The 12,074-nt window shown below is 71.0% G+C and carries 8 protein-coding genes; all 8 read left to right on the top strand.

Going from position 1 to position 12,074, the window contains the following annotated elements:
* Positions 1–47 precede the first annotated feature (47 nt).
* From GZ67_RS0104805 to menC, 8 genes are read left to right on the top strand one after another with little or no spacing between them, the layout of a single operon-like run.
* Entirely contained in the window at positions 48–1,643 is a 1,596-nt protein-coding gene (locus tag GZ67_RS0104805) for an ABC transporter substrate-binding protein (protein WP_029262616.1), read from the top strand.
* 21 nt (positions 1,644–1,664) lie between these two features.
* Positions 1,665–2,663: an ABC transporter permease gene (locus tag GZ67_RS0104800; protein ID WP_051662337.1), complete on the top strand. Its 999-nt coding sequence runs from the start codon at positions 1,665–1,667 to the stop codon at positions 2,661–2,663.
* The gene (locus tag GZ67_RS0104795; protein ID WP_029262618.1) at positions 2,660–4,603 is read left to right on the top strand and encodes a dipeptide/oligopeptide/nickel ABC transporter permease/ATP-binding protein; all 1,944 of its coding nucleotides are present in this window, start codon (positions 2,660–2,662) and stop codon (positions 4,601–4,603) included. Before GZ67_RS0104800 ends, GZ67_RS0104795 begins: the two co-directional genes overlap by 4 nt.
* Positions 4,600–5,643 (top strand): ABC transporter ATP-binding protein, encoded by a 1,044-nt coding sequence (locus tag GZ67_RS0104790; protein WP_081859880.1) that lies wholly within the window; start codon positions 4,600–4,602, stop codon positions 5,641–5,643. The genes GZ67_RS0104795 and GZ67_RS0104790 overlap by 4 nt, the downstream gene beginning before the upstream one ends.
* A 19-nt stretch (positions 5,644–5,662) precedes the next feature.
* Positions 5,663–8,995, top strand: a complete 3,333-nt coding sequence (locus GZ67_RS0104785) for a serine hydrolase (protein WP_029262620.1) — start codon at positions 5,663–5,665, stop codon at positions 8,993–8,995.
* On the top strand, positions 8,995–10,098 hold the full coding sequence (locus GZ67_RS0104780; RefSeq protein WP_029262621.1) for a M20 family metallopeptidase: 1,104 nt from the start codon (positions 8,995–8,997) through the stop codon (positions 10,096–10,098). Before GZ67_RS0104785 ends, GZ67_RS0104780 begins: the two co-directional genes overlap by 1 nt.
* Positions 10,095–10,967 carry a GNAT family N-acetyltransferase gene (locus GZ67_RS0104775; protein WP_197021056.1) on the top strand — a complete coding sequence of 291 codons (873 nt, stop codon included), beginning with the start codon at positions 10,095–10,097 and terminating at the stop codon, positions 10,965–10,967. Before GZ67_RS0104780 ends, GZ67_RS0104775 begins: the two co-directional genes overlap by 4 nt.
* Positions 10,964–12,070, top strand: a complete 1,107-nt coding sequence (menC, locus tag GZ67_RS0104770; protein ID WP_029262623.1) for an o-succinylbenzoate synthase — start codon at positions 10,964–10,966, stop codon at positions 12,068–12,070. The genes GZ67_RS0104775 and menC overlap by 4 nt, the downstream gene beginning before the upstream one ends.
* Positions 12,071–12,074: the final 4 nt, after the last annotated feature.

The raw sequence follows: 12,074 nt of genomic DNA, 5'->3' as shown, positions 1-12,074 counted from the left end.
CCTGCACCATCCACCTGCACCATCCCGAACACTGCTGGAGGCTTCTGATGCGTTCTCGTACCCCGCTGATCGCGCTGCTGGGCGTTGCGGCGCTCGCCCTGACATCCTGTGCCGCGAGCGCCCCGCCCGAAGGAGGCGAGAGCCCCGACGGCGTGCTCGCCGATGGAAAGACCTTCACCTCGGTGATCTCGACCGATCCCGGAAGCCTCGACCCGTTCATCACCGTGATGTCGGTCGCGCGCTCCATCGACCGGTTCCTCTACGCGCGCCTGGTCGAGGTGATGGAGGACGGCAGCATCTCCTCCGGCCTCGCGGAGAAGTGGGAGGCGGACACCACCACCGCCACCTTCACGCTCCGCGACGACCTCAGCTGCGAAGACGGCACGCCCCTGACGGCGACCGACGTCGCGGCGAACATCAGCCACATCGGCGACCCGGCCAACGGCTCCCCCCTCGTCGGACTGCAGGTGCAGCCGGGCACGACAGCGGTCGGCGACGACGAGGCCGGCACCGTCACCGTCACCAGCGGGCGCCCCGACTCGTTCCTGATCGAGAACATCGGCAGCATCTCGATCGTGTGCAGCACGGTGATCGACGACCCCGACGCGCTCGCGAAGGGCGAGGGCTCGACGGGCATGTTCACCATGACCGAGATCGCCCCCAACAGCCAGTACACGCTCACCCGGCGAGAGGACTTCGCCTGGGGTCCGGACGACTGGGACCCGGCACAGAAGGGTCTGCCCGACACCGTGGTGTTCCGCGTCGTGCCGAACGAGACCACCGCGACGAACCTGCTGCTGTCCGGCGAGGTCAACTCGGCCCTGATCATCGGTCCCGACCGTGCGCGCGTGGAGGGAGCCGGACTCTTCCACACCGACCTCGAGACGCCCGGAGGCTCCTTCACCTTCAACCAGGCCGACGGCCGCCCGACCGCGGATCAGGCCGTGCGCGACGCCCTCATGCAGGCGGTCGACCTCGAGCAGATGCGCCAGGTGATCGGCAGCGGCAACGCCACCGTCCCCACCGGACTCGTGACCATCTCCCCCAACCCGTGCCGCGCCGACACGGTCTCGGGCCATCTTCCCGAGCTCGACGTCGATGCAGCCGCCGCAGCGCTCGATGACGCCGGCTGGACGGCCGGGTCGGATGGCGTGCGCGCGAAGGACGGGGAGACGCTCACTCTGCGGATGATCTACTCCTCCCAGCTCGGAGACGCCGGAAACGCCGCGGCCGAACTCGCCCAGGCGGCCTGGAAGGAGCTCGGCGTCGACATCAGCGTCACCGCCGTCGACTCGCCGACCCTCAGCGAGATCCTGTTCTCGACCGGCGACTGGGACATCTCGGCCGCCCCGCTGACGGTCTCGCTGCCGAGCATGCTCGTGCCGTTCTACTCCGGCCCCACCGCCCCGGAAGGCACCAACTTCGCCTCGATCGACAACGCCGACTACACGGCCGCCGTGACCGCCGCCTCCGCGAAGGCCGGCAGCGAGGGCTGTGATGACTGGGCCGCGGCCGAGGAGGCCCTGTTCGAGACCACGAGCGTCGTCCCGTACGCGAACATCACCCGATCGACCTTCGCGAGCAAGGCGACCTTCACCGAGGGCGACGGCATCGACCCGACGTCGATCCGCATGTACGAGTAGACCGAAGACCGGAGACAGCCGATGGCCAGCACCACCGCCACGCAGGCGATACTGATCAGATCCGCACGGTCGGACAACCCGTGGGTGTCCTTCCTGGTCCGTCGCGGAGGGCAGTTCGTCCTCGCGGTGTGGGTGCTGGTCACGGCTGCCTTCCTCATGATCCATCTCGTGCCCGGCGACCCGGTGCGCGCCGCCCTCGGGATGAACGCCCCCGCCGACCTCGTCGAGGCCAAGCGCGCCGCCCTCGGCCTCGACCAGCCGCTCATCGCGCAGTACTTCCGCTACATCGGCGGTCTGTTCACCGGCGACATGGGCACCTCGATGATCACCAGTCAGCCCGTCTCCGAGATCATCGCCACGCGGCTCCCTGCGACCCTCCAGCTCGCGCTGCTCGCGGTGCTCCTGGTGCTGCTGGTGTCCGTCCCGCTCGGGGTGACGATGGCCGTCGCGACCCGCGGTGGCCGCCGTCGCGGCCTCGAGCTGGCCTTCGCGACCGGATCCGTCATCCTCGCCGCGATCCCCGAGTTCCTCCTCGCCGTCGGACTCGTCTACTTCTTCGCGGTATCGCTCGGCTGGTTCCCCGTCGCCGGCAACACCGCCCCGTTCTCGCTGGTGCTCCCCGTGATCGCCCTCGCCGTCGCCCCGACCGCGGTGTTCTCGCGCATCATCCGGGTCGAGGTGCTGTCCGTCCTCAACCAGGACTTCATCCGCACCGCCCGGGCCAAGCGGCTCGCGCCGCACCGGATCTACTCGCGCCACGCACTGCCGAACGCCATGACCGCGACCCTCACCCTCACCGGCCTGCTCCTGACGGGCATGGTCGCCGGCACCGTGCTGGTCGAGAACGTGTTCGCCTGGCCGGGCCTGGGCACGATGATCGTGCAGTCGATCCTCACCAAGGACTACTCGGTCGTGCAGGGCATCGTCCTCGTCTACGGGATCGGGGTGCTCATCGTGAACCTGGTGGTCGACGTGATCCTCGCCCTCCTCGACCCTCGATCCACCATCCGGGAGGCATGATGTCGGCACGTACGGCATGGTCGGGCATCGTCCGCTCACCACTGGGGATCACCGCTCTCGCGCTCGTCCTCCTCGTCACGCTCACCGCGATCTTCGCGCCGATCGTCTGGGGCGCGCAGGCCGAGCAGGTAAACCCGACCGAGATCACCCAGGGACCGAGCGCCGCACACCTGCTGGGCACCGACACGCTCGGCCGCGACGTGCTCGCCCGCGTGCTGGTGGCGACCCGGCTCTCGGTGGTGCTCGCCGTGATCGCCGTGATGATCGGCGTCGTCGCCGGCACCCTGCTCGGCACCGCACCCTCGGTGCTCCCCCGCTGGCTCGGACGCCCGATCGTCGGCTTCGTGAACATCGCGGTCGCCTTCCCCGGACTCCTGCTCGCGCTGTTCTTCGCGGTCATCTTCGGGGTCGGATCCACCGGCGCCGTCCTCGCGATCGGGTTCGCGATGGCGCCGCAGTTCGCGCGGCTCACCCAGACCCTGTCCGCGGCGATCGCCGGACGCGACTTCATCGACGCCGCTCGGGTGGCCGGCGTCTCGCGGTTCCGCATCCTGATCCGTCACATCCTGCCGAACATCGGCGAACCGCTCATCGTGAACGCCACCGTCTCCGCGGGATCGGCACTGCTCGCCTTCGCCGGACTCTCCTTCCTCGGCCTGGGCGTGCAGGTCCCCGAGTACGACTGGGGCCGGCTGCTGGGCGAGGGCCTGAACCGGATCTACCTCAACCCGGCGGCCGCGCTCGGACCCGCCGTGGCCGTGGTGATCGCCGGACTCGCGTTCAACCTCCTCGGCGAGACCGCAGCCGCGGCGCTCGGCGGACGCTCCGCGCGACGCCGCCACCGCCTCCCCGCGATCGTGCGTCCTCGAGCCGCTCAGCCCGCGCCGGTCGACGGCGAGGAACCGGTACTCCTCGTCGACGATCTGCGCGTCTCCTTCCCGACGCCGAGTGGATGGGTCACCCCCGTGCGCGGCGTCTCGTTCACGGTCGCGCGTGGCGAGGCCATCGGCGTGGTCGGCGAATCGGGCTCCGGCAAGAGCCTCACCGCCCTGGCCGCCGCCCGGCTCATCGAACGCCCGGGTCACGTCGACGCCGCGCGACTGGACTTCTGCGGCACCCCGCTGCTGACGACGTCCGACCGCGCGGTGCGGAGCCTCCTCGGCACCTCGCTCGCGATGGTCTTCCAGGACCCGATGACCTCGTTCAACCCGACGAGGCGGATCGGCTCGCAGCTCGCCGAGGCTGCTTCCGAGCACCAGGACATCACCCGGAAGCAGGCGATGGATCGGGCGATCGAGCGTCTGCAGTCGGTGCGGGTGCCCGCCGCGGCACGACGCGCCCACCAGTACCCACACGAGTTCTCCGGCGGCATGCGGCAGCGGGCGATGATCGCCATGGGGCTCATGAACCATCCGCGCCTGATCATCGCGGACGAGCCGACCACCGCGCTCGATGTGACCGTGCAGCGACAGGTGCTGCAGCTGCTGGCCGGCGTGCGCCGCGACACCGACGCCGCGATCCTGCTGATCAGCCACGACATCGCGGTCGTCGCGCAGACCTGCGACCGCGTGCTGGTGATGTACGCGGGACGGATCGTCGAGGACCTGCCCGCGGCGAACCTGCACACCGACGCCCGGCACCCGTACACCCGCGCCCTGCTCGAGGTCGTGCCCGAGCTCGACGCCGACCGCGACGAGCCCCTCAAAGTGATCCCCGGCCGTCCGCCGGCACCGGGCGCCCTCCCCGCCGGATGCGCGTTCGCCGCCCGCTGTCCCCTCGCCACCGACCTCTGCCGGGAGAGCGACCCCGAGCTCCTGGCCGATGAGGCCGGGCATCGGGTCGCCTGCTGGCATCCGGTCACCGGAGAGGCGGAGGTCGCTGTGGCGGTGGCCACGACGGCGGACGAGGCCGCCGCCGATGACGAGAGGGTCCTGCGATGAGCGAGCTGCGTTTCGACCGGGTCAGCGTGCGCTACGGCTCGCACCGCTCCGGCCTCACCGCCGTCGACGATGTGTCCCTGACCGTCCCGTCCGGGTCGGTCGTCGGGCTCGTGGGTGAGTCGGGTTCGGGCAAGTCCACGCTCGCCCGCGCGGCGATCGGCCTCGCGCCGATCAGCGAGGGCGCCATCACGCTGGACGGAGTGGACGTGCGCGGCTTGCGCCGCCATCGCCCCATCCAGATGGTGTTCCAGGATCCGTTCTCCTCGCTCGACCCGCGCATGACCATCGGCGAATCGATCGCCGAGGCCCTCCCCCGCGACATCCGCGGAAGCAGGGCCCGCCGTGCCGAGGTCGCACGACTGCTCGACCTCGTGAACCTCGACGCCGACCGCGCGCAGTCGCTCCCGGCCGCCCTCTCCGGCGGGCAGCGCCAGCGCATCGCCCTGGCCCGCGCTCTCGCCGCCCGCCCCGAGGTCGTGATCGCCGACGAGATCACCTCCGCGCTCGACGTCTCCGTACAGGGCTCGGTGCTCAACCTCGTGCGCGACCTGCGGGTGGAGCTCGACCTGACGATGCTCTTCATCTCGCACAACCTGTCCGTCGTCCGATACCTGAGCGATCACATCGCGGTCATGTACCTCGGCCGGATCGTGGAGGTCGGGCCGACCGAGCAGGTACTGGCCGACCCGCAGCACCCGTACACGCGGGATCTGCTCCAGGCGGCACCCACCCGGCACGGGAACCTGCTGGCCGTCGATCCGCTCGCCCCCGTCGATGTGGAGCCCGCCGACCCGCACGCCCCGCCCGGCGGCTGCCGCTTCCACCCGCGGTGCCCGATCGGTCCCGCGGCGCGCCCCGATCGGAAGATCTGCGTGATCGCGGAACCGCAGCGGCCCACGGGCACGGTGGGCGCGGCCTGCCACTTCGCGGGGCTGCCGACGGATGCGCCGATCGGAACTGTGCCCATCTCCCAAAGCATCCCCCTGGTTTCGGCCTCGACCACAACACCGACCCCGCTCTCTGCGGACACAGTGAACTGACCATCCGATTGGAGCTCCCATGAACCGTGTCACCGTCGACGACCTGCTCGCCGTCCGCACCCCCGAGCAACCGGCACTGTCACCGGACGGCACCCGCATCGCCTTCGTGCTGCGGACGACCGACCGCGACGGCGACCGGGACACGCGCGCCCTGTGGCAGGTGCCTACCACCGGCGGCGACCCGGCCCCGCTCACGCACGCGACGGCCGACTCGACCCCGGTCTGGAGCCCCGACGGGTCACAGCTCGCGTTCCTCCGCGCGCAGGACGGCCCGGCGCAGCTCTGGCTGCTCCCGGCCGCCGGCGGCGAGGCACGCGGACTCACGACGCTCCCGCTCGGCGCCGGCGCTCCGGCCTGGAGCCCCGACGGCACGCGCATCGCGTTCACCGCCCCGGTCGACAGCGCGGCGCTTCCCGACGAGACCACGGAGACCATCCTCGCCCGACGCTCGGCGCCGGCCTCGACCGACCGGCTGGGCTACAAGGCCGATGGTGCGGGCACCCTGGGCACGCTCGTGCAGCAGCTGCATGTGCTCGACGTCGACTCGGGCAAGGTGACGGTCCTCACCCGCGGCCGCTCCCACGCCTCCGACCCGTTCTGGTCGCCCGACGGCACACTCCTCGCGTACTCGGCGAGCGTCGAGGACGATGCCGATCTGACGATGCGGATCCCCGTGTTCGTGCGCTCCGCCACCGACCCGAACAGCGCGGCCGTGCAGGTCAGCGCCGCCGGTGTGCAGGCGACGGCCGTGGGATGGACCCCGGACGGCCGCCATGTCGTCGCCGCCGGACGCACCGACACCGAGGTCGGCAACGCAGACCTCCTGCTGTTCCCGGTCGACGGCGGCGAACCGCAGAACATCACGCGCAGTCTCGACCGCAACGTGATGCCGGGTGGTCCCGGCTACCCGGGCGGCATGCCGCAGTTCACGGACGGCGGGGACCTCGTGTTCTGCCTCCGAGACAACGGCTACTCGCACGTGTACCGCGTCGCCCCGGACGGTTCGGGGGCCACTGCCCTGGTGGACGGTACCGCGAACGTGTCAGGACTCTCGGTGGCGGCATCCTCCGCGGCGATCATGCTCGCGACGCCGGAATCCTTCGGCGACATCGCAGTGCTGGACCTCACGGATGGATCCACGCGTGTCCTCACCGACTACGGCACACCCGCATTCGATCTCCTCCCGGCGGAGGAGCGCCGTTTCACGATCGCCGACGGCACCGTCGTCACGGGCTGGCTGCGCCGCGATCCCGATGCTGCCGGCCCGCTCCCCCTCCTGCTCGATGTGCACGGAGGTCCGCACAACGCCTGGAACGGTGCCGCCGACCTCGTCCACCCGTACCACCAGGTGCTCGCGCGCCGCGGCTGGGCGATCCTCACCCTCAACCCCCGCGGCAGCGACGGCTACGGCGACGCGTTCTTCTCCGCGGTCTCCGGCGGGTGGGGCGTCAACGACGCGAACGACTTCCTCGAGCCGATCGACCAGCTCGTCGCCGAGGGCATCGCGGACCCAGCCCGACTGGCCGTGACCGGATACAGCTACGGCGGCTTCATGACCTGCTTCCTCACGTCGCGCGACGACCGCTTCGCGGCGGCCGTGGGCGGAGGGGTGGTCACCGATCTCTTCTCGATGGGCGGCACCTCCGACTTCGGGCACCACCTCTCGGCGAAGGAGAACGGCGGGCTCCCCTGGCGCGATGAGGAGCGCCTCTCCGCGCAGTCCCCGTTCACACAGGTCGACCGGGTCACCACCCCGACTCTGATCCTGCAGGGTGCGGCCGATGACCGTTGCCCGGTCGGTCAGGCCGAGCAGTGGTTCACGGCGCTGCGCGAGCGCGACGTGCCCACGCGCCTGGTGCTGTATCCCGGTGGCTCGCACCTGTTCGTGCTCTCCGGTCCTCCGTCGCACCGCGCCGACTACTCGCAGCGCGTGATCGACTGGGTCGAGCAGTACGCGCCGCCGGCCGGCACGCCCGTGCGCGCCCGCCTCGACGCCCGGCACTGGCAGCAGCGACTGAGCGCGCTGGCCGCAGCGCACAAGGTGCCCGGCGCGACCCTCGGCATCCTGCGTCTCGGCGAGGAGCCGGTATATGCGCACCACGGCATACTCAACGCGCGCACGGGCATCGAGACCACCGACGACTCCGTGTTCCAGATCGGCTCGATGGGCAAGGTGTGGACGACGACCGCGATCATGCGCCTCGTCGATCAGGGTGTGCTCGACCTCGACGCCCCGGTCGTCTCGTACGTGCCGGAGTTCTCGTCCTCCGACCCGGAGATCACGCGGACAGTGACGCTGCGTCACCTGCTGAATCACACCAGTGGGATCGACGGCGATGTCTTCACCGACACCGGCCGCGGCGACGACACGCTCGAGAAGTACGTCGCGCTCCTGGACGGCGTCGCACAGAACCACCCGCTCGGCGCGACCATGTCGTACTGCAACTCCGGATTCTCGCTGGCCGGGCGCGTGATCGAGAAGGTCACCGGAACGACCTGGGACCAGGCGATGCGCGACCTCGTGTTCACGCCCCTCGGACTCACCCACTCCTCGACCCTCCCGGAGGAGGCGATCATGTTCCGGGCAGCCAGCGGGCACACCGTGGTCGACGAAGACGGTCCGCACCTCGCGCCCGCCTGGATGCTCCCCCGATCGATGGGACCGGCCGGACTCATCAACTCCACCACGGCCGACGTGCTCGCCTTCGCCCGCATGCACCTGGCAGGCGGACTGGCCGCCGATGGGACGCGTGTGCTGTCCGAGGCCGCCGTGGCGCGGATGCAGGAGCGTGAGGTGGACATGCCCGACCCGTACTCGCTCGGCGATGCGTGGGGCGTGGGCTGGATCCTGTTCGACTGGGACGGCCACCGCCTCATCGGGCACGACGGCAACACGATCGGGCAGGCGTCGTTCCTGCGCATCCTCCCCGAGGAGGGGCTCGCGGTGACGCTGCTGACGAACGGTGGCAACACCCACGATCTCTACGTCGAGCTGTTCGGCGAGATCTTCCGCGAGCTGGCGGCGCTGGAGGTGCCGGCCGGCCTCACGCCGCCCGAGGAGCCGTTCACGGATGACTTCTCCGAGTTCGAGGGCGTCTACGACCGCTCGGGCGTGCGCACCGAGATCTTCCGCGACGACGACGGCCTGCGCATGCGCACCACCCTGAACGGACCACTCGCCGCCATGCTCCCCGACCCGGTGCAGGAGCATCCGCTGGTGCCCGTGCGTCGCGGCGAGTTCGTGATGCGTCCCGAGGGCGAGCAGGCCTGGCACGCCGTGGTGTTCTACTCCCTGCCCAGCGGCGAACGCTATCTGCACCACGGCGTCCGCGCGGCGCCGAAGGTGTCGTGATGCCGGTGCAGGCCGGCGTGGACCTCGACCTGGTCCTCGCCGACATCGAGACACTGGTCTCCTGCGAGTCGCCGTCCGATGACCTCGACGCCGTCGCCCGCAGCGCCGATGTCGTCGCCGCCCTCGGCGAGCGCCTGCTGGGCGTCGCGCCGGAGCGCATCGTGATCGACGGACGCTCCCACCTGCGCTGGCGGTTCGGTGAGCCCACGGTGCTGCTCCTCGGTCACCACGACACGGTGTGGCCCCTCGGCTCCCTGCGGCGGCATCCGTTCCGCATCGACGACGGCGTGCTCCGCGGCCCGGGATGCTTCGACATGAAGACCGGTGTCGTGATGGCCCTCCACGCCGTCGCCGCGCTGCCGGACCGCACCGGCGTCAGCATCCTGATCACGGGCGACGAGGAGCTCGGTTCGCCGAGCTCGCGCGCCCTGATCGAGCAGGAGGTGCTCGGCTGCGCGGCGGCGCTCGTGCTCGAAGCTTCGGCCGACGGCGGCGCCGTGAAGGTCACCCGCAAGGGGGTCTCGCTCTATCGGATGCACGTCACCGGTCGGGCGGCTCATGCCGGATTGGAACCGGAGCGCGGCGTGAACGCGGCGGTGGAGGCCGCGCACCTCCTCCTCGCGGTCGCCGAGCTCGGTGCCGCGGCGGCGGGGACCAGCGTCACACCCACGCTCCTGCGTGCCGGCAGCACGACGAACACGGTGCCCGCCGATGCGGAGTTCGCGGTCGACGTGCGGGTGCGCACGGTCGCGGAGCAGGACCGGGTGGATGCGGCGCTCCGCGCCCTCCCTGCCACGCTTCCCGGCGCCACGGTGCGCGTGGAGGGCGGCCCCAACCGTCGGCCGATGGAACCCGAGGTCTCTGCGGACCTGTTCCGCGCCGCGGTGGCGATCGCCCAGGAGGCCGGTCTGACGCCGTTCGAGGGCGTCGCGGTGGGCGGTGCGTCCGACGGCAACTTCACCGCGGCGCTGGGGGTTCCGACCCTCGACGGCCTCGGCGCGGTGGGCGGCGGAGCCCACGCCGACGATGAGCACGTGATCGTGGCGATGATCCCGGAACGCATCCAGCTGCTGCAGGGTCTGATCTCCGGAGCGCGGGCATGAGCATGACGGATGCCGCAGCTTTCCGCGCCTCGCCGGAGGAGGCCGCCGACGCGGCGAGCGCCGCCGCGTCGAGGGCGGGGGTGGAGATCCGGCTGCTCGAGGATGTGGGGGACTTCGCCCGGGTGGCGGAGCTGTTCCAGAGCATCTGGACCAAGCAGGGCGAGACCTCGCCGGTCAACGTCGAGACGCTGCGCGCCCTGTCGAAGGCCGGCAGCTACGTGGGCGGCGCGTTCGAGCACGACGAGCTCGTCGGCGCCTGCTTCGGCTTCTTCGCGGCCCCGGATCAGCGCGCCCTGCACAGCCACATCGCCGGGGTCTCGGCACGGATGCGCGGTCGCAGCGTCGGCTTCGCGCTCAAGGTGCATCAGCGCGCCTGGGCGCTCGAGGAGGGCCTCGACGAGATCTCCTGGACGTTCGATCCGCTGATCAGCCGCAACGCCCACTTCAATCTCGTGAAGCTCGCCGCGACGCCGACGTCGTACCACCGCAACTTCTACGGGCACATGGCCGATGCGCTCAACGGCGCCGATGACACCGACCGGATGCTGGTGACCTGGTACGTGCGCGACCCGCGCGTTGTCGCCGCCTGTCACGGGGAGCCGTCCGGCTCGGGAGACGTCGCCGACGCCGAGCCACTGCTCAGCGTGGGCGAAGACCTCGGGCCGCTCCGGCATCGCACCGACGCCCGGCTCGTCCGCGTGGCGCTGCCGCGCGACATCGAGACGCTGCGCCTCTCCGAGCCCGCCCGCGCGACCGCGTGGCGTCTGGCGCTGCGGGAGACGCTCGGATCTGCGCTGGAGGGCGGAGGGCGCGTGCTCTCGTTCGATCGCTCCGGCGCGTACACCATCGACAGAGGAGAACAGGGATGAAGCTCACCGGATTCGAGCTGCGTGTGATCGAGATGCCGCTGGTGTCACCGTTCCGCACGTCGTTCGGGGTGCAGACCGTGCGCGAGGCGCTGATCGTGCGGGCCGTCACCGACGAGGCCGAGGGCTGGGGCGAGGGCGTCGCGATGAACGACCCGCTGTACTCCTCCGAGTACGTCGAGGCGAGCGTCGACGTGATCACCCGCTTTCTGCTGCCGGCGCTCGCGCAGGTGAAGGACCTGCATGCGGGCGGCGTCGGTCCGGCTCTCGCGAAGTTCAAGGGGCACCGGATGTCGAAGGCCGCCGTCGAACTGGCGATCCTCGACGCCGAGCTGCGGGCCACGGGTGTGCCGCTGTCGCGCGAGCTGGGCGCCGTGCGCGACCGGGTCGACTGCGGCGTCTCCGTCGGCATCATGGACTCGATCCCCGAGCTCCTCGACGCCGTCGACGGCTACCTCGACGAGGGCTACGTGCGCATCAAGCTCAAGATCGAGCCGGGGTGGGACATCGATCCCGTCCGTGCCGTGCGCGAGCGGTTCGGCGACGACGTGCTGCTGCAGGTCGACGCGAACACCGCCTACCACCGGGGCGACGCCCGGCACCTCGCCAAGCTCGACCCGTTCGACCTGCTCCTGATCGAGCAGCCCCTCGACGAGGAGGATCTGCTCGGGCACGCGCAGCTCGCGAAGGCCATCACCACGCCCGTCTGTCTCGACGAGTCGATCGTCTCGGCCCGTGCTGCCGCCGACGCCATCGCGCTGGGTGCCTGTTCGATCGTGAACATCAAGCCCGGCCGCGTCGGCGGCTACCTCGAGGCCCGTCGCATCCACGACGTCTGCGTGGCGAACGACATCCCGGTGTGGTGCGGCGGGATGCTGGAGACGGGGATCGGCCGGGCGGCGAACGTCGCTCTCGCGGCTCTCCCGGGCTTCACCCTCCCCGGCGACACCTCGGGCTCCGGTCGCTACTACTCCCGCGACATCACCGAGCCGTTCGTCGTGGAGGACGGCACGCTGACGGTCCCGACCGGACCGGGCATCGGCGTGACGCCGGATGCCGATGCGCTGGATGCCGTGACGGTGCGCACGGAGTGGATCACCTTCTGAGCTG

It is taken from the genome of Microbacterium sp. Cr-K20, assembly GCF_000708325.1.
Classification (GTDB): domain Bacteria; phylum Actinomycetota; class Actinomycetes; order Actinomycetales; family Microbacteriaceae; genus Microbacterium.
The sequence above is the reverse complement of the archived record's forward strand: the minus strand, read 5'-3'. Positions and strand labels throughout refer to the sequence as shown.

Coding starts and splice junctions, on each gene's coding strand:
- GZ67_RS0104805 (WP_029262616.1), top strand. CDS start 48: ATGCGTTCTCGTACCCCGCTGATCGCGCTGCTGGGCGTTGCGGCGCTC.
- GZ67_RS0104775 (WP_197021056.1), top strand. CDS start 10,095: ATGAGCATGACGGATGCCGCAGCTTTCCGCGCCTCGCCGGAGGAGGCC.
- menC (WP_029262623.1), top strand. CDS start 10,964: ATGAAGCTCACCGGATTCGAGCTGCGTGTGATCGAGATGCCGCTGGTG.
- GZ67_RS0104780 (WP_029262621.1), top strand. CDS start 8,995: ATGCCGGTGCAGGCCGGCGTGGACCTCGACCTGGTCCTCGCCGACATC.
- GZ67_RS0104785 (WP_029262620.1), top strand. CDS start 5,663: ATGAACCGTGTCACCGTCGACGACCTGCTCGCCGTCCGCACCCCCGAG.
- GZ67_RS0104800 (WP_051662337.1), top strand. CDS start 1,665: ATGGCCAGCACCACCGCCACGCAGGCGATACTGATCAGATCCGCACGG.
- GZ67_RS0104795 (WP_029262618.1), top strand. CDS start 2,660: ATGATGTCGGCACGTACGGCATGGTCGGGCATCGTCCGCTCACCACTG.
- GZ67_RS0104790 (WP_081859880.1), top strand. CDS start 4,600: ATGAGCGAGCTGCGTTTCGACCGGGTCAGCGTGCGCTACGGCTCGCAC.